The sequence below is a fragment of the Mycobacterium sp. NGS58 genome (assembly GCF_059812385.1).
The window spans coordinates 116232-140059 of record NZ_JCALCO010000005.1 but is presented as its reverse complement, the minus strand read 5'-3'; the positions used below and the strand labels follow the sequence as shown (position 1 = coordinate 140059).

General features: G+C 66.8%; 23 protein-coding genes and 1 pseudogene. 17 read left to right on the top strand and 7 right to left on the bottom strand.

Annotated features, from left to right (window positions below; genetic code table 11):
- The first annotated feature begins 15 nt into the window (after positions 1-15).
- From AC5Y4H_RS07175 to AC5Y4H_RS07160, 4 genes are all read left to right on the top strand, one after another.
- Positions 16-2040, top strand: coding sequence for a DUF7064 domain-containing protein (locus AC5Y4H_RS07175; RefSeq protein ID WP_499979794.1), 2025 nt, complete (start codon positions 16-18; stop codon positions 2038-2040).
- On the top strand, positions 2041-2535 hold the full coding sequence (locus tag AC5Y4H_RS07170) for a gluconokinase (protein WP_499979793.1): 495 nt from the start codon (positions 2041-2043) through the stop codon (positions 2533-2535). It abuts the gene before it with no gap.
- Positions 2536-2597: 62 nt separating this feature from the next.
- Positions 2598-2987: a TA system antitoxin ParD family protein gene (locus AC5Y4H_RS07165; RefSeq protein ID WP_499979792.1), complete on the top strand. Its 390-nt coding sequence runs from the start codon at positions 2598-2600 to the stop codon at positions 2985-2987.
- A 30-nt stretch (positions 2988-3017) separates the two neighbouring features.
- Complete coding sequence (locus AC5Y4H_RS07160) at positions 3018-3596, top strand: ATPase (protein WP_499979791.1); 579 nt, start codon at positions 3018-3020, stop codon at positions 3594-3596.
- Between the two features lie 11 nt (positions 3597-3607).
- On the opposite strand, the gene AC5Y4H_RS07155 is transcribed toward AC5Y4H_RS07160, so the two are convergent.
- Complete coding sequence (locus AC5Y4H_RS07155) at positions 3608-4678, bottom strand: DoxX family protein (protein WP_499979790.1); 1071 nt, start codon at positions 4676-4678, stop codon at positions 3608-3610.
- Positions 4679-4779: 101 nt separating this feature from the next.
- Between AC5Y4H_RS07155 and pncA the strand changes: the two genes are divergently transcribed.
- Both pncA and AC5Y4H_RS07145 read left to right on the top strand, forming a co-directional pair.
- On the top strand, positions 4780-5340 hold the full coding sequence (pncA, locus tag AC5Y4H_RS07150) for a pyrazinamidase PncA (protein WP_499979788.1): 561 nt from the start codon (positions 4780-4782) through the stop codon (positions 5338-5340).
- Positions 5340-6140 carry a ketosteroid isomerase family protein gene (locus tag AC5Y4H_RS07145; protein WP_499979787.1) on the top strand — a complete coding sequence of 267 codons (801 nt, stop codon included), beginning with the start codon at positions 5340-5342 and terminating at the stop codon, positions 6138-6140. The genes pncA and AC5Y4H_RS07145 overlap by 1 nt, the downstream gene beginning before the upstream one ends.
- Positions 6141-6161: 21 nt before the next feature.
- Here AC5Y4H_RS07145 and AC5Y4H_RS07140 read toward each other — a convergent pair whose 3' ends face one another.
- A complete protein-coding gene (locus AC5Y4H_RS07140; protein ID WP_499979785.1) occupies positions 6162-6512 on the bottom strand; it encodes a DoxX family protein in 351 nt (116 codons plus the stop codon).
- Positions 6513-6680: 168 nt separating this feature from the next.
- On the opposite strand from AC5Y4H_RS07140, the gene AC5Y4H_RS07135 reads away from it, so the two are divergent.
- From AC5Y4H_RS07135 to AC5Y4H_RS07115, 5 genes and pseudogenes are all read left to right on the top strand, one after another.
- Positions 6681-7676, top strand: coding sequence for a sigma-70 family RNA polymerase sigma factor (locus AC5Y4H_RS07135; protein WP_499979783.1), 996 nt, complete (start codon positions 6681-6683; stop codon positions 7674-7676).
- Complete coding sequence (locus AC5Y4H_RS07130) at positions 7666-8991, top strand: ABC transporter substrate-binding protein (protein ID WP_499979782.1); 1326 nt, start codon at positions 7666-7668, stop codon at positions 8989-8991. The genes AC5Y4H_RS07135 and AC5Y4H_RS07130 overlap by 11 nt, the downstream gene beginning before the upstream one ends.
- A 12-nt stretch (positions 8992-9003) precedes the next feature.
- A pseudogene (locus AC5Y4H_RS07125) lies at positions 9004-9950 on the top strand (carbohydrate ABC transporter permease).
- Positions 9951-9957: 7 nt separating this feature from the next.
- Entirely contained in the window at positions 9958-10779 is an 822-nt protein-coding gene (locus AC5Y4H_RS07120) for a carbohydrate ABC transporter permease (RefSeq protein ID WP_499979966.1), read from the top strand.
- Between the two features lie 2 nt (positions 10780-10781).
- Positions 10782-11852 (top strand): ABC transporter ATP-binding protein, encoded by a 1071-nt coding sequence (locus tag AC5Y4H_RS07115; protein WP_499979780.1) that lies wholly within the window; start codon positions 10782-10784, stop codon positions 11850-11852.
- Positions 11853-11863: 11 nt separating this feature from the next.
- Here the strand turns inward: AC5Y4H_RS07115 and AC5Y4H_RS07110 are convergent, their stop codons facing one another.
- Positions 11864-12151, bottom strand: coding sequence for a DUF3349 domain-containing protein (locus AC5Y4H_RS07110; protein WP_499979779.1), 288 nt, complete (start codon positions 12149-12151; stop codon positions 11864-11866).
- A gap of 219 nt (positions 12152-12370) precedes the next feature.
- Between AC5Y4H_RS07110 and AC5Y4H_RS07105 the strand changes: the two genes are divergently transcribed.
- The 5 genes from AC5Y4H_RS07105 to AC5Y4H_RS07085 all read left to right on the top strand — a co-directional run bounded on the left by AC5Y4H_RS07105 (position 12371) and on the right by AC5Y4H_RS07085 (position 18430).
- Entirely contained in the window at positions 12371-13204 is an 834-nt protein-coding gene (locus AC5Y4H_RS07105) for a DUF3097 domain-containing protein (RefSeq protein ID WP_499979777.1), read from the top strand.
- 91 nt (positions 13205-13295) lie between these two features.
- On the top strand, positions 13296-14906 hold the full coding sequence (gene efeU / locus AC5Y4H_RS07100; RefSeq protein WP_499979775.1) for an iron uptake transporter permease EfeU: 1611 nt from the start codon (positions 13296-13298) through the stop codon (positions 14904-14906).
- A gap of 34 nt (positions 14907-14940) precedes the next feature.
- The gene (gene efeO, locus AC5Y4H_RS07095; protein WP_499979964.1) at positions 14941-16107 is read left to right on the top strand and encodes an iron uptake system protein EfeO; all 1167 of its coding nucleotides are present in this window, start codon (positions 14941-14943) and stop codon (positions 16105-16107) included.
- 2 nt (positions 16108-16109) lie between these two features.
- The gene (efeB, locus tag AC5Y4H_RS07090; protein ID WP_499979774.1) at positions 16110-17426 is read left to right on the top strand and encodes an iron uptake transporter deferrochelatase/peroxidase subunit; all 1317 of its coding nucleotides are present in this window, start codon (positions 16110-16112) and stop codon (positions 17424-17426) included.
- A gap of 116 nt (positions 17427-17542) precedes the next feature.
- A complete protein-coding gene (locus AC5Y4H_RS07085; protein ID WP_499979773.1) occupies positions 17543-18430 on the top strand; it encodes a universal stress protein in 888 nt (295 codons plus the stop codon).
- A gap of 7 nt (positions 18431-18437) precedes the next feature.
- Here the strand turns inward: AC5Y4H_RS07085 and mhpA are convergent, their stop codons facing one another.
- Genes mhpA through AC5Y4H_RS07070 form a run of 3 tightly spaced genes read right to left on the bottom strand, consistent with a single transcriptional unit; the run spans position 18438 to position 22026 of the window.
- The gene (gene mhpA / locus AC5Y4H_RS07080; RefSeq protein WP_499979771.1) at positions 18438-19964 is read right to left on the bottom strand and encodes a bifunctional 3-(3-hydroxy-phenyl)propionate/3-hydroxycinnamic acid hydroxylase MhpA; all 1527 of its coding nucleotides are present in this window, start codon (positions 19962-19964) and stop codon (positions 18438-18440) included.
- Positions 19961-20899, bottom strand: coding sequence for a fumarylacetoacetate hydrolase family protein (locus AC5Y4H_RS07075; RefSeq protein WP_499979770.1), 939 nt, complete (start codon positions 20897-20899; stop codon positions 19961-19963). Before AC5Y4H_RS07075 ends, mhpA begins: the two co-directional genes overlap by 4 nt.
- Positions 20896-22026 (bottom strand): VOC family protein, encoded by a 1131-nt coding sequence (locus AC5Y4H_RS07070; protein ID WP_499979769.1) that lies wholly within the window; start codon positions 22024-22026, stop codon positions 20896-20898. Before AC5Y4H_RS07070 ends, AC5Y4H_RS07075 begins: the two co-directional genes overlap by 4 nt.
- A 99-nt stretch (positions 22027-22125) precedes the next feature.
- On the opposite strand from AC5Y4H_RS07070, the gene AC5Y4H_RS07065 reads away from it, so the two are divergent.
- Positions 22126-22776, top strand: coding sequence for a TetR/AcrR family transcriptional regulator (locus AC5Y4H_RS07065; protein WP_499979768.1), 651 nt, complete (start codon positions 22126-22128; stop codon positions 22774-22776).
- A 41-nt stretch (positions 22777-22817) separates the two neighbouring features.
- Here the strand turns inward: AC5Y4H_RS07065 and AC5Y4H_RS07060 are convergent, their stop codons facing one another.
- Positions 22818-23654, bottom strand: coding sequence for a pyridoxamine 5'-phosphate oxidase family protein (locus AC5Y4H_RS07060; protein WP_499979767.1), 837 nt, complete (start codon positions 23652-23654; stop codon positions 22818-22820).
- Positions 23655-23828 lie beyond the last annotated feature (174 nt).

The following is a 23828-nucleotide window of genomic DNA, read 5'->3' as shown; positions in this document are numbered from 1 at the left end:
GGCACGCTAACCCCCATGCATGCCGAGACCGAACAAGTCATCGAACGACCCAGTGACCTCACCGCCTCCTGGCTGGCCGCGGTCATCGGCACCGGACCCGTCGCCGATTTCTCGGTGGAGCGCATCGGTACCGGTCAGATGAGCGAGTGCTATCGCGTCGGGCTCAGGTATGCCGAGGGATCCGCGGGGGGCCCCGAGTCGGTGGTGCTGAAGGTCGCGGCCACCGATCCGGTCAGCCGACAGACCGGTCTGGCGCTAGGCCTCTACGAGCGGGAGGTGCGCTTCTACGGCGACATCGCACCGCGCTTGGGCGGCCCCATCGCGCCCTGCTACCACGCGGCGGTCGACACCTCGACAGGCGTGTTCGATCTGTTGTTGGGGGATGCCGGACCGGCCGTCGTGGGCGACGAAATCGCCGGCGCCACAATAGAACAAGCCCTCCTTGGGGCGGTCGAACTGGGGCGGCTGCACGGGCCGCTGCTCGGTGACGCCTCGCTGGCCGAGGCGCCGTGGCTCAACCGTGCGGCTCCGCTGAACCAGGCGATGATCGCCACGTTGTACGCGGGTTTCGTCGACCGCTACGGCGACCAGATCGCGCCGGAGCACCGCGTGGTGTGCGAGCGCCTGGTTGCCGCGTTCGACGGCTACCTGGCCTTGGAAAAGGAGGGCGCGGCGGAGGAGGCCGGGCGAGGGCGCATCCAGGGCCTGGTGCACGGCGATTACCGCCTGGACAACATGCTGTTCGGCACCGATGGCGCGGATCGCGCTCTAACGGTGGTTGATTGGCAGACGGTGTCCTGGGGCCCGGCCCTGACCGACCTGGCGTACTTCCTCGGTTGCGCGTTGCCTTCCGAGGACCGCCGGCAGCACTACGACGCGCTGCTGCGGGCCTACCACGAGGCGCTCGGTCCGCAGGCGCCGCTCAGCCTGGCCGACGTCGCCGACGGCGTACGGCGGCAGAGCTTCTTCGGCGTGATGATGGCGATCGTCTCGTCGATGCTGGTCGAGCGCACCGACCGCGGCGACCAGATGTTCATGACGATGCTGCGACGGCACTGCGACCACGTCCTCGACACGGACGCGCTGTCCACGCTGCCCGAAGCGATAGCCCCCGAGCCGTTGCGGCCGTCGACCGAGGACGAACGCGCCCACGATCCCGCCGCCGAACCGCTGTGGAGTGAGAGCTGGTACGCCGACTTCGCCGATGCGGCACAGGGATTGGGCGGCTGGTTCCGACTCGGCAGAGTGGCCAACGAGCGGATCGCGTGGGTACACGTTCTGCTGTGCGGACCCGACATGCCGACCGTCGCCGTGGACGCGCAAGTGCCGCTGCCGTCGGACCCGTGGACCCTGCGCACCGATGACGTCGAGCTCAGCCATTCAGCCGACGTACCCCTGCAGAGCTACCGCGTCGACGTGCGGGCGCGGGCGCAGGCCTATGCCGACCCGTCGGCGTTGTTGCGCGGGGAGCCCGGAACCCCGGCCGAGATGACCATGAGCCTGGTGTGGGCCACCGATGGCACGCCGTACAAGTATGGGCTCACGACCCGTTACGAAATTCCGTGCACCGTCTCGGGCAGCGTGACGATCGATGACCGCCGCTACTCTCTGGAATCCGTTGCGGGCCAGCGCGATCACTCGTGGGGCGTGCGCGATTGGTGGGGCATGGATTGGATATGGAGCGCGCTGCACTTGGACGACGGCACCCACCTGCACGGTGTGAACATCCGGATTCCCGGGGCGCCCGCGTTCAGCATCGGCTACGAACAGGACGCCGACGGCAAGGTCGCCGAGCTGCAGACAGTTGACTCGCGAGAATCCTTCGCCGGCAATGGTTTACCGCTCGGTGCGACGCTGAAGCTCCAGCCCGCGGACATCACCGCGGACGTCGAGGTGCGCGGTCAGGCACCGGTCCGGCTCGTCGCAACGGACGGGCGAGTCAGCCAGTTTCCCCGTGCCTGGGCCACTATCAGCACCGCCGACGGGCGTAGCGGTGTGGGCTGGCTGGAGTGGAACCGCAATCTCGGCGAACAGACCTAGGTGAGCGGACCGGCCCCCGTCGTGGTGATGGGCGTCTCCGGATCGGGCAAGTCGACGGTGGGGGCGGCGCTCGCTCAGCGCTTGCGGGTCCCGTTCGTCGATGCCGACACCCTGCACCCGGCGGCGAACATCGCCAAGATGTCGGCGGGCGAACCGCTCGACGACGACGACCGCTATCCCTGGTTGGAACGGGTCGGCGACTGGTTGGCCGCCCACCGCGACGGCGGGGTGGTCAGCTGTTCGGCGCTGAAGAGGGCGTATCGCGACCAGCTGCGCGCCCACTGCCCGGGCGTGGAATTCCTGCACCTATCGGGTTCGGCCGAGCTGATCCGCGGCCGGCTGGCGGCCCGCACCGGCCACTTCATGCCGCCCACGCTGCTGCGCTCGCAATTGGACACCCTGGAACCCCTCGGTCCCGACGAGGCCGGCATGACCGTCGACATCGGTCCCGGCGCCGACGCGATCGTGGATATCGTCGTGAAGGCTCGCGGGTAGCCGGGCCGGACTGTGTAGCATTATGCTACAGTTTGTAGCGGGATGTTGCGTGGGAGGAAATCATGGCCGAGGCACTCGATCGTGTCACGCGGGTCGCGTCCGACCTGATGGACAGCGCCGCGGCCGAGGGTGCCCGCCAGAGCCGCTCGGCCAAGCAGCAACTCGATCACTGGGCACGGGTCGGGCGCGCGGTGTCCAGCCAGCACACGGCCTCGCGGCGACGGGTCGAAGCCGCACTCACCGGCCAACTGGCGACCAGCGAACTCACGGTCGAGGAGGGCGTGGTGTTCAACGCCGAGATCTCCGCGGCCATCGAAGAAAGCCTGGCGCGCGCCAACTACGGGGCGACGCTTGCCGGGCAAGGGGTCACCACCGTAGCCCTCAACGACGACGGCGAGATCGTCGAGCACCGCCCCGACGGCGCCGCCGTGGTGCTCGCGACCGGGCGCTGACCCGGCGTCGGTCGGCGGTTCGGCGGCCCGATGGACCGACTCGATCTGGTGGTCGGGCCGAACGGCGCCGGTAAGTCCACATTCATCGCGTTCACCCTGGCGCCGCTGTTGCCGCGCAGCCTCGTGGTCAACGCCGACGAGATCGCGAGGCAACGCTGGCCAGAAGATCCGGCGTCGCACGCCTACGACGCCGCGCACATCGCCGCCGACACTCGCGCAAAGCTGATCGAATTGGGCCGGTCCTTCATCGCCGAGACGGTGTTCTCCCATCCGTCGAAACTCGACCTCATTCACGCGGCTCGCGGTGCGGGCTTCACCGTCGCGCTGCACGTGCTGCTCATTCCGGAAGACCTTGCGGTCGAACGCGTCCGGCACCGCGTGACAGCCGGCGGTCACGACGTACCGGAAGCCAAGATTCGGCAGCGCCATCAACGGCTGTGGGTACCGGTCGCCGAGGCCATCGGCATGTCCGACCTCGCAGCGGTCTATGACAACAGCCGGCTTCGCGGCCCGCGGATCGTCGTGAGGCTCAGCGGAGGCTTGCCGATCGGCGCGCCCGACTGGCCCACGTGGGCGCCGGAGAACCTGCGGGCTCGCTGGCCCGCGTAACGTCGCTGCCGCTACTGCCAGGACAGCTTGCGGCGGCCGGTGTCGACCTGACTGCCGACTCGCTCACGTGCGGTGTCAGCCAGGTCGCTGCCGCGCTGACGGGCGGTTTCGGCGAACTCCTCGCCGCGCGCCCGAGCCGTGTCGGCCAGCTTCTCGCTGCGCTTGCGGGCCTTCTTGGCCAGCTTCTCGCTACGCTTGCGGGCCTTCTTGGCCAGCGGCGCGGCACGGTCGGCCGCCTCGTCGGCGAACTCTTCGCTGCGCTTGCGTGCCTTCTCGGCCAGGTAGGCGGCGCGGTCGGCGGCCTCGTCGGCCCATTGCTCCCCGCGTTTGCGGGCCTTCTTCGCCAGCGGCCTACTGCGGTCAGCCGCGGTGCTGGCCAGTTCGCGGCCGCGTTCGAGTGCGGCTTCGGCGTAGGGCGCGCTCCGCTCGGCCGCGGTGCTGGCCAGTTCGCGGCCGCGTTCGAGTGCGGCTTCGGCGTAGGGCGCTCCGCGCTCCGCTGCGGTGCTGGCCAGTTCGCGGCCCCGCTCGGCGCCGATCTGCAAGCCGTGTGCGATCCGATCGCCCAGCTCGGACAGATCGGCATCGAAGGCTGAGTCGTCGGAACCGGGCCACGCCGACGACACCCGGTCGGAGAGCCGTTCGGCCGCTCGCCGCCCGCGCCACCCGAGCGAGGGCTTACCAGCGGTGTCGGCCGAGGCGATCAACAGTCCGCCCAGCAAGCTGAGGTCGGTCAGGAATTGCTGCCGTTTCTGGGCCTTGGCCACCGGGTCGCTTTCGTTCCAGAACGAGTGCGTCCCGAGATTGGCCGGCAACACGGTCACCGCCAGCGCCGCCGACGCGATGCGGGGGAGTTTGCCGGTGGCAAGCAGCAAGCCGCCACCGATTTGAACGGCCGCGGTGATCTGCGCGACCGTCTCGGGGTCGCTGGGAATGCTGCTGCTCACCGAATCCGGCAGCGCCTGAAGGCCGTCCACTGCCGGCGCGGCGGCCTCCGCCGCCGATTTCGGGTTGAGCAGCGAATTGACTCCTTGCCCGATGAATGCCACTGATAACAGGGGTCGCGCGATTCTCCTGAGCACCATGGCCGGTGTATTACCCGGCTGTCTGTCGAGCAAACCGCGACGTCGATATGCCCAGCTAGACCGGCATAGACATCAAGGTCCACACCGATAGGGTGGAGCGCGTGCGAGCGTTGATCATCGTCGACGTGCAGAACGATTTCTGCGAGGGCGGCTCCGTGCCGACGGCCCGCGGCGCCGCGGTGGCGCCCGCGATCAACAACTACCTGTCCGAAGACCCGGGTTACGACTACGTCGTGGCGACGCAGGACTTCCACATCGACCCGGGTGATCATTTCTCCGACCACCCGGACTACTCGTCGTCCTGGCCCGTGCACTGCGTCGCCGGAAGTGCGGGCGCAAATCTTCGCCCGGACCTCGACACCCGGCGCATCGACGCCGTCTTTCGCAAGGGCGCCCACGCAGCGGCGTACAGCGGTTTCGAGGGCGTCGACCAGAACGGGACGACGTTACTCGGGTGGTTGCGGGCGAGGGGGGTCGTCGAGGTCGACGTGGTCGGCATCGCCACCGACTTCTGCGTGCGACGGACAGCCGAGGACGCCGCAGCGGCGGGCCTGACCACCAGAGTGCTGGTGGACCTGACCGCGGCCGCCACCGCGGACTCGGCGGCCGAAGCGCTGGCGGAAATGCGCTCCGCGGGCATCGAGTTGGTTGGGGGACCGTAGTGGTGGTGCCGCTGGACCGGGAACGCCTGATCGCCGCCGTGGAGCGTTCGCCGCAGGCGGCCGCCGCGCACGATCGCGCCGGGTGGGTGGGACTGTTCACCGACGACGGCAGCGTCGAGGACCCGGTAGGCTCGCGACCGCATGTGGGGCGGGAGCAGATTGGGCTTTTTTACGACACCTTCATCGGCCCGCGCGACATCAAGTTCCATCGCGACCTCGACATCGTCGTCGGCACGACGGTGCTGCGTGACCTCGAGCTCGAGGTGTCGATGGGTTCGGCCGTGACGATGTACATCCCCGCCTTCCTGCGCTATGACCTCCGAGAAGCCAACGGCGAGTGGAAGATTGGCGAACTGCGGGCTTACTGGGAGCTTCCCGCCATGATGGTGCAGTTCCTGCGCACGGGTTCGGGTGCCGTGGCGCCGGCGTTGAACCTGTCCAAGGGGTTGTTAAGCAATCAGGGCTGGCGTGGCACCGCAGGTTTCATGGCAGGATTCCGGCGGGCGGGAGCGCGCCACCAGCGGCTGCTGACGACGTTCCTCGAGGCCGTCGCGCGGGCAGACAAATTCTCCGCGGTGCGGGCGCTGTCATCGGATGCCGCAATAACTTTGGGTGATCATGACCCGCTCGAACTGGCCGAACTGATGGAGCAACTCGACGGGGCCGCCGCAACCAAGATGAACAGCGCGGGCCCCACCGTCGCGGTCTCACTCAACTCGGGTCACGGACGCGCCATCATGTTCGCCGACGTGGCTTGGCGCGGCGACGCCGTCAACCGGATCAGGTACTTTCCCGCCTGATTCGCCGCCTTCAGGCATGTCTCACCGGACCACCATCAGCGCCAGCGATGCGGTGGACAGGCACAAAAACGCGCCGGGAAACGCGATGTTGTACAGGACGCGTGCCCTCAGGTGCGTCACCACCGCACCGACGAAAAACGCAACCAGGCCGGCGGCAGCAGCGATGCCCAATTGCCACGGCCCCAGCAGGCCGACAACCATCCCGGCGGCTCCGGCCAACTTCACCGCGCCAAGCGCCGGCAACCAAGACTGCGGCACCCCGACCTGGGCAGAGTTCGCCAATACGAATCGCGCCGGGACGAAGTCGGCGATGGCGATCGCGGCGGTGATGGCGGCGGTGATCAGCGTGATCACGACAAGTGCGGTGTTCATCTGGATCAATCCCTTGTCGCGCAGCAAATTCCGCAGCGGCGAGTCGTGTGCGTGCACTGCGCGCAGCGGCGCACAATCGGTAAGGTCATGGTGCTTGTCTCCTTTGCCACAGGAAGTCCGTTGGACACGGTCATCTCCTTGACGACTTTCGTGCGGAAAAGGTGACCCATGAACGCAACACGGGATTTGGCGGACCTGGCGGCGCGTTTCGACGCCGACCGACGACATCTCAGGTCGGTCGCATTCCAACTGCTGGGCTCGGTGGCCGACGCCGATGATGCTGTGCAGTCGGCGTGGCTCAAGGCCAGCCGTGCCGACTTTCACGCTGTCGAGAACCTCACCGGCTGGTTCACGACGATTACCGCGCGAGAGGCGTTCGACCAGCTCCGGGCGCGCAAGCGTCGCGCCGAGCAACCGCTCGCCGGGTCCGACGAACTGGACCGGCTGGCCCAGACGACGTCGGCGCCTGCCGACGAGGACGTACTCCTGACGGAGTCGGTGAGCAGCGCGTTGCTGGTCGTGCTCGACCGGCTTTCCCCGGCGCAGCGCGTCGCCTTCGTCCTGCACGACGTCTTCGCGATGCCGTTCGAGCAGATCGCGGCGGTCATGCATCGTTCCCCGGACGCGACCAAGAAGCTGGCCAGCAGGGCCCGCGGGCGTGTGCATGCGAAGCCGGCCGCCCCCGCGCGCCGCACGGCCCACCACACGAAGGTGGTGGAGGCCTTCCTGGCGGCCTCCCGCGACGGTGATATCACCGGCCTGCTCGAACTGCTGGCTCCCGAGGTGGTGCGCACGGTCGATCCGGTCCTCGTTGCGGCCGACGTGCCAACCACCTTGCGTGGCGCCCCCGAAGTCGCCACCGAGACTCGTCGGTTCGCGCAGCGGGCGCGCGCTGGTGCTGTCATGCTCATCGACGGGGCGCCGGGCATCGTGCTCGCGGCCCGCGGGCACGCTCAGGTCCTGCTGGTGATAGGCATCCGCGCCGACGGTCGCATCCATACGATCGACATCACCGGCGACGCCGAGCGGATCCGTCGGACCGTGCTGACGCTGCCCCGGTGGCCGATCCGGGAACATCACAATGTCATCGGGTACCAAGGACGTCATACAGAGTCGGCCGGGCTTCCGGCCACGGGGCAAGACCGGGAGAGTCATGCTCGATAAGCCGTTCGGACGGCGCAACCTGCTGCGGGGCGCCGGCGCGCTTTCCGCGGCCGCGCTGGCACCGTGGCCAACCGGGTGCGCCCCCGAAGACGACGCCCTCACTTTCTTCTTCGCGGCCAACCCGGACGAGCGCGACGCCAGGATGCGGATCATCGACGAATTCGTGCGCCGCCATCCCGATATCGAGGTTCGGCCGGTGCAGTCCGGTCCGGGCGTCATGCAACAGCTTTCGACGTTTTGCGTCGGCGGCAAATGCCCTGATGTGCTCATGGCCTGGGAACTGTCCTACGCCGAACTCGCCGACCGCGGCGTGCTGCTGGACATGAACACGCTGTTGGCACGGGACAAGGCGTTTGCCGATCAGCTCAAGGCGGACAGCATCCCGGCGCTGTACGAAACCTTCACATTCAACGAAAAGCAGTACGCGTTGCCCGAACAGTGGTCGGGCAACTACATGTTCTACAACAAGCGGCTGTTCGCCGAGGCCGGGGTGCCGGCGCCGCCCAAGACGTGGGAACAGCCTTGGGATTTCACCGAATTTCTGGACACGGCGCGCGCCCTGACCAAGCGTGACGCGTCCGGGCGCGCCGCGCAGTACGGCTTCGTCAACACCTGGGGTTCCTACTATTCGGCCGGCTTGTTCGCGATGAACAACGGCGTGGCGTGGTCCGACCCGCGGCTCAACCCGACCCACTTCAACTTCGACAAGGCGGCGTTCCAGGAAGCGGTGCAGTTCTACGCCGATCTGGCCAACACCTACCGGGTTGCGCCCAACGCGTCGGAGACCCAGTCGATGGCGACACCCAATCTTTTTGCGGTGGGGCGGGCGGCGATCGCGCTCGGCGGCCATTGGCGCTACCAGACCTACATCCGGGCCGAGGACTTGGATTTCGATGTCGCCCCATTGCCGGTCGGCCCTGCGCTGGGAAAGGGCCACGCCGCGTGCTCCGATATCGGCGCCACCGGGCTGGCCATCTCGGCGAGCAGCCCCCGCAAGGAGCAGGCGTGGGAGTTCGTGAAGTTCGCGACCGGTCCCGTCGGGCAGGCGTTGATCGGTGAATCCCTTCTGTTCGTTCCCGTGCTGCGCTCAGCGCTGCGGTCGGACGGATTCGCCAAGGCTCATCGACGGCTCGGCAACCTCAGTGTGCTCACCGAAGGGCCCGCGTTTTCACAGGGCTTGCCGATCACGCCGGCGTGGGAGAAGGTCAATGCGTTGATGGACCGCAACTTTGGCCCCGTTCTGCGGGGACATCAACCGGCCACCTCGTTGAACGGATTGTCCCGTTCCGTGGACGAAGTGCTGCGCAGCCCATGACCTCGGGCGCACCTGGCGCGACCGCCCTGGCCGGCACGACGAGGAGGGCCCGGAAGGACCCGAGCCCGTGGCGCCGACACGCCTGGGCGGGTCGGTTGTTCGTGGCACCCAACATGGTGGCGGTCGCCGTGTTCATGCTCTTTCCACTGGGTTTCTCGCTGTATATGAGCTTTCAGCGATGGGATGTGTTCACCCCACCGAAATTCGTGGGCCTGAGGAACTTTTCAGACCTGTTCAGCTCCGATCCGCTCTTCCTGATCGCGGTGCGCAACACGGTGGTCTTCACCCTCGGCACGGTCGTGCCGACAGTCCTCATCAGTCTGGCCGTCGCCGGGGTGCTGAACCAGAAGGTCAGGGGCATCGGTGTCTTCCGAACAATTGTCTTTCTGCCGCTGGCTATCTCATCGGTCGTGATGGCGGTCGTGTGGCAATTCGTTTTCAACACCGACAACGGCTTGCTCAACATCATGCTCAGCTGGGTCGGGCTTGGCCCCGTCCCGTGGTTGGTGGCTCCCCATTGGGCCATGGCCTCACTGTGCATCGTCAGCGTCTGGCGCAGCGTGCCCTTCGCCACCGTGGTGTTGCTGGCCGCGATGCAAGGCGTTCCGGGAACGGTCTACGAGGCGGCCAAGATCGACGGCGCCAGCGAGATAAGGCAATTCGCCTCCATCACCGTTCCGTTGATCCGAGGGTCGATCTCGTTCGTGATCATCATCTCGGTCATCCACGCCTTCCAGGCGTTTGACATGGTGTACGTCCTCAACGGCCCCAGTGGCGGGCCTGAATCGGCGACGTACGTCCTGGGCATCATGCTGTTCCAGCACGCGTTCTCGTTCCTCGAATTCGGATATGCCTCCGCGCTGGCATGGGTGATGTTCGCCGTCTTGCTAGTGCTGACTGTGGTGCAGTTGCGGGTCAGCCATCGCCGATCTTTGGAGACTTCGCGTGGGCTCAAGTGAGGATGTCATCAAGCACACCGTGGTGCGCGGCGGCATCGTGTACGGCGCGCTGCTCGCCGTAGCCTGGTGCGCGCTGTTCCCGATCGCGTGGGCGGTGTCTGGCTCGCTGAAAACGGAAGGCGAGGTCAGCGAGCCCACCCTGCTGCCGGCCCACCCGCGGTGGTCCAACTACACCGAGGTGTTCGCGCTGATGCCGTTCGGGCGAATGTTTTTCAACACCGTGCTGTACGCGGGCTGCGTCACCGCGGGACATGTCTTCTTTTGCTCGCTGGCCGGATATGCCTTCGCGCGCCTGGATTTTCGTGGCCGCGACGCGCTATTCGTCGTGTACCTCGGAACGTTGATGGTGCCCCTGACGGTCACCGTGATCCCGCAGTTCCTGGTGATGCGGACCCTGGGCTGGGTCGACACGCCGTGGGCGATGATCGTGCCGGGTTTTTTCGGCAGCGCCTTCGGCACGTACCTGATGCGGCAGTTTTTCCGCACCCTGCCCACCGATTTGGAGGAGGCCGCGATACTCGACGGCTGTTCACCCTGGCAGGTCTATTGGCGAATCCTGCTGCCCCATGCGCGACCGGCGGTGATGGTGCTCGCCGTGCTCACCTGGGTCAACGTCTGGAACGATTTTTTGTGGCCGCTGCTGATGATTCAGCGCAACAGCCTGGCCACCTTGACGCTGGGCCTGGTCCGGATGAAGGGCGAATATGTCGCCCGGTGGCCGGTTCTGATGGCAACCTCGATGCTCATCATGCTGCCCCTGGTCATCATCTACGCGATCGCGCAACGCTCGTTCGTCCGGGGAATCGCCGTCACCGGGATGGGCGGCTAGCCATGGCCTCGGTGACGTTCGAGCAGGCGACCCGGCGCTACCCCGGGACGGATCGCCCGGCCCTGGACAGCCTTGACCTCGTCGTCGACGACGGCGAATTCGTCGTCCTGGTGGGACCGTCCGGGTGCGGCAAGACCACGTCGCTGCGGATGGTGGCAGGGCTTGAGGTCGTGGACTCCGGGCGTATCCGGATCGGCGAGCGAGACGTGACCAACGTCGATCCCAAGGATCGCGACGTCGCGATGGTCTTTCAAAACTATGCGCTCTACCCGCACATGACGGTGGCCCAGAACATGGGATTTGCGATGAAGATCGCCAAGACGCCGAAGGACCAGGTTCGTGAGCGGGTGCTGGACGCGGCGAAACTGCTTGACCTGCAACCGTATCTCGATCGCAAGCCGAAGGACCTGTCCGGCGGGCAACGCCAGCGAGTGGCGATGGGCCGCGCGATCGTGCGCCGGCCGCACGTATTCTTGATGGACGAACCGCTGTCCAACCTCGACGCCAAACTCCGGGTGCAGACGCGTAACCAGATTGCCGCATTGCAACGGCGGTTGGGCACCACCACCGTCTACGTCACCCACGACCAGGTCGAGGCCATGACCATGGGCGACCGAGTCGCCGTCCTACGCGACGGCGTGCTGCAGCAGTTCGCGCCACCCCGCGAGCTCTACCGCAATCCGGACAACGTCTTCGTGGCGGGTTTCATCGGGTCGCCGGCGATGAACCTGTTCACCCTTCCCATCGTGGATTCCACTGTGTCGTTAGGTGATTGGCCCATAACCCTGCCCCGGGAGATTGCCAGCGCCGCGGGTGAGGTCGTGGTCGGGGTTCGTCCCGAACATTTCGAGCTTGGTGGCCTCGGTGTCGAGATGGAGGTCGACGTGGTGGAGGAACTGGGGGCAGACGCCTATCTGTATGGCCGAATCACCGGCTCCGGCAAGGTAATCGATGCGCCGCTCGTCGCGCGCGCGGACGGGCGCAACCCACCGCAGAAGGGCAGCAGGGTGCGTCTGCACCCGGAGCCGGGGCACCTGCATTTCTTCGATGTGGATGGCCGCCGAATCTGTTGACTCGGCGGTGCCTATCCGCGCGAGCAGCGAAGCGCATGGATGCGACGCTGGACGCGCGCGACGTCGTCGGGCGAGGGAAGCTGATTGGTGATGCGGGTGATTTCGACGCCGATATCGATGGTACTTATCGGCCAAAGCCGACGTGCGATGAGATCCCTTGCGATGGCGGTGATGTCGTCGCCGCAGAGTCGTCGGCGCGTCAACGCCACCAGTGGCACATACCCGGCGGCCGGCATGCCGGAAGGGTACCCGGCTCGCACAAACGCCACAATGCTCGTCACCCAATGCGACAGGTCCATATGTCCACCTCGCTAACCGCCGCAAGTTGCGCCTATGCGACAGTGCTTGCTTCGCTAGCAACTTACCATCGGCGATGCCATCAGCTGAGTAACGCCACACAGTTAAACGTAACTTTTACGGCCGTGGCGCTGGCGCACCCCGGAGTGACTTCGGTGACGATTCGCCGAACGTGGCGCGCCGTAACAATGTTTGGCCGCAATGCTTTCTAGTATGGCCGCGTGGTGGATCGCTATGGAACCGATGTCCTCGCAGCGGGACGACGCAAGCCCCGCTCGACCGAGCACCCGGCCGAACTGGGCCTGGTGGTCGAGGACGTGGAGACGGGATACGTCGGCGCGGTGGTGCGCGTCGAATACGGGCGAGTGGACCTCGAAGACCGACGCGGTCACGTGCGTGGGTTCCCTTTGGGCCCTGGGTATTTACTCGAGGGGCGGCCCGTCATCCTCACCGCGCCGCGCCGGCCGGCACCGACCGGCGGGGGCCGGACCGCTTCCGGTTCCGTCGCCGTGTCCGGTGTCCGCGCCCGCGTCGCCCGGGCCAGCCGCATCTACGTCGAAGGTCGCCACGACGCCGAACTCATCGCGCAGGTGTGGGGTGAGGACTTGCGAATCGAAGGCGTGGTCGTCGAGCAGCTCGGCGGCGTCGACGACCTAAGGGATATTGTCGCCGAGTTCGCGCCGGGGCCGGGGCGGCGGCTGGGGGTCCTGGTCGACCACCTTGTCGCGGGTTCCAAGGAGACGCGGATCGCCGATGCGGTCAGGCGGGGCCCCGGCGGCATCGACACGCTGGTCGTCGGTCATCCCTACGTCGACATCTGGCAGGCCGTGAAACCGCAGCGATTGGGCCTGGACGTCTGGCCGACGGTGCCACGGCAGGTGGAGTGGAAGCACGGCGTGTGTCAGGCGCTCGGTTTGCCGCACCACGATCAGGCGGACATCGCCAGGGCCTGGCGGCACATCCGTTCGCGGGTGCGCGACTGGAACGATCTGGAGCCGGCACTGATCAGCCGGGTCGAAGAACTTATCGACTTCGTGACGGCGCCGGCCTCCTGACGCGGCGGCTGGTGGACCAGGGCTAATGCGCGTCGATTAGTTAGGCTAGGCTAAGCCGACAGTCTCGACCGGCGGGACAGAAACAAGGCGTATGCAGGGCATCTTCGGCGTATTCATCGGCACCTTCCTGATCGGTCTCCGTGAAGGCCTGGAGGCGTCGCTCATCGTGAGCATCGTCGCTGCTTTCCTCAGACGAAACGGCTCGACGGTCCGCCCGATGTTTGTCGGCGTCGCAGTGGCCGTGCTGCTCAGCGTCGGCGTGGGCGTCGGCCTCGACTTGTTCGCCACGAGCCTGCCGCAGGCCCAGCAAGAGATGATGGAAACCGTCATCAACGCCATCGCGGTGGTCTTCGTGACGTCGATGATCATCTGGATGAACGGAAACGCCGCGCAGCTCAAGGGGGAACTCGAGCGCGAGGCCCGTCAAGCGGTCAACCGCGGTGGGGCGTTCGCCCTGGCTGCGATGGCGTTCCTGGCCGTTCTCAAGGAGGGCCTCGAGACGTCGGTGTTCCTGCTGGCCGCCGCCGAGACGTCGCACGGCAACCGGTGGTTCGCCGTGCTGGGCGGCGCCGTGGGCATCCTGACGTCTGTCGGGCTCGGTGTGGGCTTGTACTACGGCGGCCTGCGGATCAACCTCGGCCGGTTCTTTCGGGTCACCGGGGTGTTTCTGGTGCTGATCGCCGCCGGGCTGGTGCTGGGCGCGCTGCGCACCGCGCACGAGGCCGGCTGGGTGAGCATCGGCCAGCAACAGGTGCTCGACCTGTCCGGCTGGATACCCAGCAATTCGGTGCTGGGCGCGGCAACGACCGGGGTGTTCGGCATCCCCGCCGACCCTCGGCTCATCGAGGTGCTGGGCTGGGTGCTCTATGCCGTCCCCGTCCTGGTCGTTTTTCTCTGGCCCGCCCGGCTTGGCGCCACTCCGCGAGCCCGCAGCCGGCTGCTGGCGGCCGGCGCCGCGGTGCTGCTCATCGTCGGGGCGGTGCTGGCGATCATGACACCCGCCGCTGCCTCGCCGCCGACGCTGCGGGTGCGCACCGTCACCGACCGCTCCGGCCACACCGCTGCGGTGTCGATGGTGACCGGGCCGCACGGACGCGAGCTGAGAATTGTCTCCCAGGGCGCCTCGACCGCCCACGACGTCGTGCTTGTTCCGGCAGACGACCAGACAGTGGACGGCGTGCCCGTGCAGGTATGGCAGGTTTCCGAGGCCGCCGGGGCCGATGGTGCGCCGGAAGTCACGCTGGATCAGTTGCTGAGCATGACGGGGGGCCGGCTGCCAGTCGGCCTCGCGGCGGGCCGGACCCCGGGGCCGTTCCAGGGTCAATGGTCAACGACCACCGTTTATACCGTGTTCGCGCGGGGTGATTCCGTGGTCAGTGCGCACGCGACGAGCAACCGCACGGCGCTCTTGACCGGCGGTGGGTTGACGGGTGCCAAGACCGTCAGCCTTGGCGGACTGGCGACAGACTGGTCCACGTCCGCTGCCGAAGACCACTCGACGCTCGCCGAGATCGTCGCGAGCGAGCGCCATCGCGGGGAGCGGCAGCTCTGGAAGATCTGGCTGCCACTGGTATTGGTGGGTTTCGCGTTGGCTTGCGCGCTGTCAGCGGTAGCCTCGCTGCGCGTGGACCGCCGGCAATCAGATGAGAGGAAATCGGTTGATGGTGAGTCGCATCGCCTGGGCCACGTGCCGGTCTCGTGACTTGTTGACCGCGACGGCTCTTGTTGCGGTGGCGGTGTTGCCGGTGACCGCGTGCAGCCACTCGGGTGACAACTCCCCGCAGTCGAAGCCGGGGGGTACCAACGCGGTCAAGGTCACGATGGCGAACAACGGTGGCCAGGACGGCTGCACACTGGACACCACCAGCGTGCCCGCCGGGCCGGTGACCTTCACCGTCGCCAATACGAATGCGCCCGGCATCAGCGAGGTCGAATTGCTCAGGGACCAGCGGATTGTGGGGGAGAAGGAGAACCTCGCGCCCGGCCTGGACCCGGTGTCGTTCACAGTTTCACTGGACGGCGGCGCCTACCAGCTCTACTGCCCGGGGGCCAGCACCGAATACCAGACCCTGACGGTGTCGGGTAAGGCGCCCGCGACGCCGACGGGCACGGTGGCCAGCATCCTCGGCCAGGGCACCAAGGACTACGCCGCCTACATTGTCAGCCAGATCGGCCAGCTCAACGACGGCGTGAAGGCGCTCGATGCCGCCGTGCAATCGGGCAACGTCGACGCCGCGAAGGCGGCTTACGCCAAAGCCCGGTTGTTCTGGGAGCGTTCGGAATCCACCGTGGAGGGCTTCGTGCTGCCGGGCTTCGCGGTCGGCGACAATGCCGGCAACCTGGACTATCTGATCGACATGCGTGAGTCGACGCCGGTCGACGCCAAGGTCGGCTGGAAGGGCTTTCACGCCATCGAGCGCGATCTGTGGCAGGGCGGCGCGATCACGCCCGGCACGAAGGCGCTCAGTACCGAATTGCTGGGCAACGTCGGCAAGTTGACCGGCATCGTCGCGACGCTGCAGTACAAGCCCGAGGACTTGGCCAACGGCGCCAGCGATCTCATCGAAGAGATTCAGAACACCAAGATCACCGGCGAGGAAGAGGCCTTCAGTCACATTGACCTGGTGGACTTTTCGGGCAATGTCGAAGGGGCCCAGCAGGCGTACGCCTCGCTACGTCCGGGACTGGAAAAGATCGACGCCAATCTGGTCCACCAGATCGATCAGCAGTTCCAAGCCGTTCTCGCCACGTTGGACGGGTATCGCGACCCGACCGCGCTCGGCGGCTACAAGACCTATACGCCGGCCCTGAAGGCCAGCGACGCACCGAAGTTGACCGCGGTGATCCAGCCGCTACACCAAAGCCTGTCCACCGTCGCCCAAAAAGTCGTCACGGCCGGCTGATCATGACCGACGACATCACCGAACCCTCCGACGTCGAGAACAGCTCCGGCACACCGTCAGACGCCAGCGCGGTCTCGCGTCGGCGCGCGCTCGGCGGCGCCATGCTGGCCGGCCTCGGCGGTGTCACGATTGGTGCCGTCGGCGGGGGCTTCGCCGGGCATGCTGTGGCGGCGGAACAGCGGGGCGACGACGACGACGACACCGTCGATCTCCGCCGCAGCTACCGCTTCTACGGCCAGCCCCACCAAGGCGGAATCGACACGCCCCCACAGCGTTACGCCATGTTCATGTCGTTCTCGGTGGCCGGCGGCGCGGGCCACACCGACCTGCAGACCCTGTTGGCGCGCTGGTCGGCCGCCGCCGCGATCCTGCAGCAGGGGAAGCCGGTCGGGACGGTCCAGCCACAGGTCGACGTGCAGCCTCCCGCGGACACCGGGGAGGCCTACGGGCTGAGCCCCGCCAGTCTCACCGTCACCATCGGGTTGGGCCCCTCGCTGTTCGGCGATCGGTTCGGGCTGGCCGCCCGGCGCCCCGCCGCGTTCACCGATCTGCCACCGCTGAACGGGGACAATCTCGATCCCCGCCTGCACGGCGGCGACCTGTCCGTGCAGGCCTGCGCCGACGATCCTCAGGTCTGTTACCACGCGGTGCGCAACCTGGCCCGGCTGGGCCGCAACATCGTCTCACCGTACTGGGCGGTGCTGGGTTTCGGTCGAGCCTCCGCCGGCCCCGGTCAGCACACGCCGCGAAACCTGTTGGGATTCAAGGACGGTACCCGCAATATCGCCACCGACGCCGAGTACGCGAAATTCGTCTGGATCGAGAACAGCGATCAGCCGTGGATGAACGGCGGTACGTATCAGGTCGTCCGCAAGGTCCGGATGTTGATGGAGACGTGGGATGTCGACCGAATCGGCAATCAGCAGAGGATCTTCGGGCGCACCAAAGAGGAGGGTGCTCCGCTGAGCGGCAAGAACGAATTCGACACACCGAATTTCGCCGCGAAAGGCCCGGACGGTAATCCACTCATCGATCCGATGTCTCACGTCGGTCTTGCAGCCCGGGAAAACAACGACGGCGTCATGATCCGCCGACGGTCCTACAACTACACGGACGGTCTGGACGCCAACGGCCAACTCAACGCCGGTCTGCTGTTCATCTCGTATCAGAACGATCCCCAAGCCTTTATCCGCCTGCAGAACCGACTGGGCGCGCACGACCTGCTCAACGAATACGTCCGCCACATCGGATCGGCGATCTTCGCGGTGCCGCCGCCGCCCGCCGAAGGTCACTACATCGGCCAGAGCCTGTTCAGCTGAGCAAGACCGTCGACAGGCGGTGCCCGGAGACCTCTGGCCCGGCAGGTGAGGACCAAAGCCTCACGATTCGGTACGTCCTCCTTGGATAGCGTTGTCCGCGATGGAGGGAGAACGCAATGTCCGCACCCGTTAAAGAGCTCGGCATCGTCGTCGCGGTCGACGGTTCGCCGGCGTCGACTGCCGCCGCGGGCTGGGCAGCCCGCGAAGCGGCGATGAGAAACATTCCGCTGACCGTCGCGCACGCGGTGTCGACCCCCACCGCGACCTTCCCGCCGGTTCCTTACCCCGAGTCCCTCGTCATGAGCCTGGAAGACGAGGGCAAGAAGGCGATCATGCACGCGACGAAGATCGCTGAAGAGGCGATGCCGGCGGACCATAAGGTTCCCATCGGCAGGCAGCTGATCTACTCGGCTGCCGTCCCGGCCTTGCTGAAGATGTCCGATACGGCGGACATGATCGTCGTGGGCAGCTCCGGCCGCGGGCTGTTGGCGCGTGGCCTGCTCGGGTCGGTGAGTTCGGCCGTGGCGCGGCACGCGGACTGTCCGGTCGCGGTTGTCAGGGAAGGAGCGCTGCCGGATGCGCGGACTGGGTACGTCCTGCTGGGCACCGATGGCTCACCGGCGTCCGAACTCGCGACGGAAATCGCGTTCGACGAGGCGTCTCGTCGCGGTGTCGACCTGGTCGCCGTCCATGCATGGAGCGATGCCGCGGTGACCGAAGTTTTCGACATCGAATGGCCCGCCGTGGAGGAGGAAGCGCGGCGCAGCCTCGCCGAGAGCCTGGCGGGTTGGCAAGAACGCTATCCTGACGTCTCCGTTCACCGTTTCGTGGCTCGGGATCGCGCGGCGCGGCACCTCATCGACAAGGCGGACGCCGCGCAGCTGGTGGTCGTTGGCAGTCACGGTCGGGGCGGTCTGAGCCGGATGGTGCTGGGCTCGGTCAGCAACGCGGTCCTGCACTCGGTTCGGGTACCGGTTATCGTCGCTCGGCCGCACGCCGCATAACGCGCGCTCACCGCTCGCGCAGCACTCCGGTTGTCCAGGCGCACAGAGCCGCGACATCACGTCCGGCCCGGGCGACGGTCCGGTCGGGGCGCACCACGGCGGCGTTGGCGTGCCCCCGGCGCAACCACGTCGCCAAGGCATCGCCGGGTTGGGCGATCAGGACGACGACGCCGCGGCGCTGCAGGGATGCTTCGTCGGCGGCCGCGGGACGAACCGTGGTGATCAGCGCGAAGCCCGTCCCTACCACGTCATCGAGGCGTCGACCGTCGCGCAGCAACGGATTCGGGCAGAGCCGTCCGCCGAGCCGGCGCGGCAGTCGCGAATTGCTCACGAGCGCAGAGGAATGCAGCGCCGGGGTGGTGGAGTCGACGATCCTGCGGCGCAGGCCGGGGATGAAGCGCAGCCGCGGCAGCACCAACCGGCGCGCCGCATCGCCCAGGCGGCCACCGCCGGTCATCGCCCAGCCGACGCTCAACGCCAACCTGATCATCTGCCGGGTATGCGGCGCGCGTTCCTGTGCGTAGCTGTCTAGAACGCCGTTCGCCATGGCCCCGCGATGGATCGCGGCGATCTTCCATGCCAGGTTGGCCGCGTCGCGAACTCCTGCGCCCATGCCCTGGCCGATGAACGGGGGAGTGAGGTGTGCCGCGTCGCCGAGAATGAACACGTTGCCGCGTCGCCAGCGGTCCGCGATCTGAGCACGGAAGGTGTACTCGGCGACCCGCAACAGGGTCAGCTCGTTGTCGGTGACCGTTTCCGCCCAGGGCGCGATCAACGGTCGCAATGCGGCCAACGTGCCGAAGTCCTCGGCGGTTTCGCCCGCCAGCAGCTGGAATTCCCAACGGTAGCGCGCTGCTCCGATGCGCATGTAGGTTCCCGCGCGTACCGGGTCACATACCTGGTGGACGCCATCCCACTGGCCGAGATCGGCATCGGTGGCGACGTCGACGACCAGCCAGCGTTGCCGAAAGTTCAAGTCCCGCATCGTGGCGCCGATGTGGGCGCGCACCATGCTGTTGGCGCCGTCGCATCCCAGCACATAGTCGGCGTCTACGTGGTGAACGTGGCCGTCGGAGCGGTCGGTGAACGTCACGCGGATGCCCTCCGCGCCGTCGCTGATACCGGTGACCTCGGCGTTGCCGCGTAATTGCGCGGTGGGGTAGCGCTTGAGGTTGGCGCGTAGCAGCGCCTCCAACTCGGGCTGGTCGAACATGTTGGCCTGCGGGAAGCCGTTCGCGTCGCGGGTCCGCTCGCGGTTGAACTGGGCGAGGACACCGAAATCCGCGCCCAGCAGCCGCAAACCCCGCGTGGGCCGAGAGATCAGGGCGAACTCGCCGGCGATGCCCATGCGGGCGATGATGCGGTAGATCTCGTCATCGAGATGCACGGCGCGTGGCTGCGGGTAGACGGCGGGCCATCGGTCGAGCACCAGGCAATCCACGTCGTGTTGCGCCAGCAGGGTCGCGGCGGTGATACCGGTCGGTCCGGCGCCGACTATGACAACGGAGCGACGCCGAATGTCATCGCGGTTCACGCGAATCGGACTGTGGCGCGCTGTGTTCCGAGATCGATGGCGCCGTCATCGGTCCCGATCGACGCCTCGACGATGTCGCCGTCTTGCAGGTAGTTCGCGTTGTTGGCCTGGCGCGAGAAGAAGACTTTCCATTTCAGGTTGGGTGGCAACAGGTTTCCGATGACCTGCAGCGGTTTCGGCGGAGCGCTCAACGCGGTGCCGGCCGGGGTTCCGGTGAGCAACAGATCGCCGGGTGCGAGTTCCTGGAACTGGGTGAGTGACTGCAGCGCCTGCAGCGGACGGTAGAGCATGTCGAGATCGACGAGAGCGTTCTGCCGCTCGTGGCCGTTGACGCTCAACCGCAGTCGCAGATCGCCGAACCGCTTGAGTTCGTCCGCGCTGAGCAGCACCAGTTCCGGGCCCACCGGGGTGAACGTCGGATAGGACTTGGCCTCGTAGAACTGTGTTTGTGGCAGCTGGACATCGCGCGCGGAGACGTCGTTGGTGACGACGAGCCCGGCGATGAAGTCGCCGAGGTTCGCTTCGGAAATGTTGGTGCCGACCGGGATCGGGCTGCCGATCACCAGGCCGATCTCCACCTCGTAGTCGAGGAGTTTGACGTGTGGCGGTTTGACGATGTCGTCGAACGGGCCGTTGATCGATGCCGACGCCTTGCGGAAGAAGGTCAGCGGCACCGACGAAGGGTCCATTCCGGCGTCTTTGACGTGTGATTCGAAGTTGGTCATGTGGGCTATCACCCGGCACGGTCTGGTCACCGGTGAGACGAATCGCAAACCGTCGAGCTCGGCGGTGTCGGCGGTGTCGGCGGCGGCGTCGATGGCGGCCCGATCGGCCAGCAGCCCCGCGGTGCTGGTGGCGGCGGTGTCGATTTTGGCGGCACCGCGCGCGGTTTTGAGCCACCAGGCGTCGGCGGTGTGCAAGATGGAAATGCTCATGAGGCAGGCACTTTCAGTAGTCCGGCTAGGCGGCCGATATTGAATTCGTTGTGTCGGCGCAACGCGGTCGCGATCGAAACGAGTTCATGGCGGGCCGATTTGAGGTCGGTGCCGAGGAAGTCCCTGCTCGCCGGGGGCCCCCATTGGGCCAATCCGGACGCGGTGAACGGCGCCCATCCGGGTTCTAGCGTGTTGTCGAACAGGTCGCCGTCGGCGAAGTGCTCGAACAGGTAACCGTCGGGATCCCGCCAATAGTCGAAGATCTGGCTGCCCTGGATGTGTCTGCCGATTCCCCACGAGCGGAAGTAGCCGCGCTCGCGCAGGTATTCGCCGCCGGCGGCCAATGCGTCGAGGTCGCTGACCTGATAGGCCGAGTGGACGTAGCGGTTGGCCGGGCCCAGAGCGAGCGCGAGGGTGTGATGGTCGGCCGGAGTCAGGCCGCGATCGCAGCGGATGAAACTCATCGTCGGGCCTCGGTCGCGCTGGCCGGGGAAGTACAGGAAGTCGCTGACGATCATCCCCAGGTTGTCCAGATACCAGTTCAGCGTCTCGACGTACTTGGTCGACTGCATGACGAGATGTCCCAGGCGCTGCACACGCGCGGGCACACGCCCGGGGCGCTGGGCTGCGTTGATGCGGCGCGGGTCGCCTCCGAAGTTCAGCGGAAGCGGTTGTTGCGCCGGAAGTTCCGGGAGTTCGGTCATGCCGGCTACGACGCGGACCGGAACGCGACTGGGGTCGATCAGCTCGACCGAGAGGCCGCCGACGGCGTCGGGCAGCGGGCGCGTGGGCGCGCCGTGGGCATCGGCCAACCTCAGCACGTCCGCCTCATCGCATGCCTGGAACGCCACACCGGCGAATCGTCGCCTCGGTCCGCGACGCAGGAGGACGCACGGTCCGCCCGGCAGGGTGCCACGCAACTGCACTTCGCCCGGGCCGCTTCGGGTCGTGTGAAATCCGAAGTCCCGCGCGAACGCCTCGGCGCGCGTCAGGTCCGGTCGCTCAAACTCCAGCCAGGCGATATCGACGACCTTGATCACCGGGCTGCCCGATCTGCCCGGGTGCTCCCCGGGCAGCGCGCCGTGCGGGCTGTGTTGGTCCCCGTGGGCGTTCTTGGTCGTTTGCATCGGCCATCTCCGTCGTTAACTGACGAAATCGTCACATACGAGTCAACGTTCAGTCAAGTGTTCTGACGGAATCCTCATAACTGATGCATACTGCTGAAGATGAGCGCGATGCCCGATGGTCAGACGCCCAACCGCTTGGCGCGGCGCAAACAGCGCACCCGAGCGGCGCTGATCGGAGCCGCGCAGCGGCTGATCGCCGAGGGCAAGGTCAACGTGCCGGTCCTGGAGATCACCCAAGCTGCCGACGTCGGGATGGGTTCCTTCTACAACCACTTCGACAGCAAGGAGCAGCTGTTCGACGCGGCCGTCGGCGACGTCCTCGACGCTTACGGGGCAATGCTTGACCGACTCACCGAATCCATCGAGGACCCGGCGGAGACGTTCGCCACCAGTTTCCGGCTCACCGGCCGGCTCTTCCGGCGCCGCCCGCAGGAGAGCCAGATCCTGCTGGCGAACGGGATGGCGCTGTTGTCGTCGTCCAATGGCCTGGCACCACGCGCCCTGCGCGACATCAAGGCCGGCGTCGAGGCCGGCAGGTTCACGGTGGAAGACCCCGAACTTGCCCTCGCCATGGCCGGGGGCGCGCTGCTGGGACTCGGGAACCTATTGCGGGATCACCCGGACCGCGACGACGCGCACGCCGCCGACACGGTCACCGAGAGCGTTCTGCGGCTGTTCGGGCTCAGCCCCGCCGAGGCGCACGCGATATGTCGACGTCCGCTGCCCGACAGCGCCTTCGACGAGGCTTAGCAGTCGCGACCCGGCGCCCGATCGAGTTGTGGGCCGTCGTGCTACTTGTCCGTGGCAGGACCGGCAAGCGTTGCCACGGCGCCGACGGAGACTGCGACACTTCGCCCAACGCCGCCATCATCACCGGGGGCGCCGGGATTGGTCCATCGCACGTGCGCGGTCCCGGTGAGGTGCAAAGTGGCGCCGGTAGCGAAATCGAGGAACAGCAAAGCGGCTTCGTCGTCGATGGCCAGGTTGCCGTAGCTGTTGAACATATTGTTCCCCGGGAAATCCGGCCACCACAGCCGGTCTGGCGAGTCGACTCGGACAAATCCGGGAGGGCCGCCGCGGTGTGATGCATCGGCACCGCGGGTGGGATGACTCGTGCCCAGGAAGAACGTGTCGGACACCGCAATCATTGCTTGATCGGAGGGGCTGAGAAGCAATGTGCGGCCAGGGTCTTGCGAACCAGGGGCGCTAAGATCAGTGACATCGATCGCGCGGCGGTGAATGTACTTGGGGCAGTTGCCATACGATTGGTCGACGCGGACGGTCATGCTCGCGTGGTCAGCGCCGATGAGTTCGCCGTTTATTCGTAGCCTGCGGCGGGTGGCGAAGTCGATGGCGATCAGCCCGACCTGCTGACCGATCTGGATCTCGTGCAGGGGATCGCCGCCGCGGGGCGAGGCCGACACGTGCAAGATGCCTTCATGCCCGCGGAGAAAACCCGGGGGCGCGGCCAACGGCGAGATCCAGAGGACGCCGTTGTGGTCGCGTCCGGTCAACGCGGCGAACCGCTGTGAAGCGAGAAAGCGTGCGGCGCCCCGGGACAGGTAAGACGAATCGAGCATGCTCTCCAGTCGCCCGGCCTCGCCTTGGACGCCCGCTCGGCGCTGCATTGCGAGTTCTCCCTCGTGGAACCCGGTCGCGGTCATACCCGTCGTAACAATGTCACCGGCGCAAAGCTTCCTCGCGGTATCGAAAGGGCCACCGGCCGGTAGCGCAGGCGGACGTCGTTCCTAGGCCACCGAGACGATGCGTGCAACCGGCCGGCCGCCACGAGTGACCTCGTT

Coding starts and splice junctions, on each gene's coding strand:
- AC5Y4H_RS07070 (WP_499979769.1), bottom strand. CDS start 22,026: ATGCAAACGACCAAGAACGCCCACGGGGACCAACACAGCCCGCACGGC.
- AC5Y4H_RS07135 (WP_499979783.1), top strand. CDS start 6,681: ATGAACGCAACACGGGATTTGGCGGACCTGGCGGCGCGTTTCGACGCC.
- AC5Y4H_RS07175 (WP_499979794.1), top strand. CDS start 16: ATGCATGCCGAGACCGAACAAGTCATCGAACGACCCAGTGACCTCACC.
- AC5Y4H_RS07130 (WP_499979782.1), top strand. CDS start 7,666: ATGCTCGATAAGCCGTTCGGACGGCGCAACCTGCTGCGGGGCGCCGGC.
- AC5Y4H_RS07140 (WP_499979785.1), bottom strand. CDS start 6,512: ATGAACACCGCACTTGTCGTGATCACGCTGATCACCGCCGCCATCACC.
- AC5Y4H_RS07065 (WP_499979768.1), top strand. CDS start 22,126: ATGAGCGCGATGCCCGATGGTCAGACGCCCAACCGCTTGGCGCGGCGC.
- AC5Y4H_RS07155 (WP_499979790.1), bottom strand. CDS start 4,678: ATGGTGCTCAGGAGAATCGCGCGACCCCTGTTATCAGTGGCATTCATC.
- AC5Y4H_RS07165 (WP_499979792.1), top strand. CDS start 2,598: ATGGCCGAGGCACTCGATCGTGTCACGCGGGTCGCGTCCGACCTGATG.
- AC5Y4H_RS07160 (WP_499979791.1), top strand. CDS start 3,018: ATGGACCGACTCGATCTGGTGGTCGGGCCGAACGGCGCCGGTAAGTCC.
- efeB (WP_499979774.1), top strand. CDS start 16,110: ATGACCGACGACATCACCGAACCCTCCGACGTCGAGAACAGCTCCGGC.
- AC5Y4H_RS07085 (WP_499979773.1), top strand. CDS start 17,543: ATGTCCGCACCCGTTAAAGAGCTCGGCATCGTCGTCGCGGTCGACGGT.
- efeU (WP_499979775.1), top strand. CDS start 13,296: ATGCAGGGCATCTTCGGCGTATTCATCGGCACCTTCCTGATCGGTCTC.
- AC5Y4H_RS07060 (WP_499979767.1), bottom strand. CDS start 23,654: ATGCAGCGCCGAGCGGGCGTCCAAGGCGAGGCCGGGCGACTGGAGAGC.
- AC5Y4H_RS07110 (WP_499979779.1), bottom strand. CDS start 12,151: ATGGACCTGTCGCATTGGGTGACGAGCATTGTGGCGTTTGTGCGAGCC.
- AC5Y4H_RS07115 (WP_499979780.1), top strand. CDS start 10,782: ATGGCCTCGGTGACGTTCGAGCAGGCGACCCGGCGCTACCCCGGGACG.
- AC5Y4H_RS07075 (WP_499979770.1), bottom strand. CDS start 20,899: ATGAGCATTTCCATCTTGCACACCGCCGACGCCTGGTGGCTCAAAACC.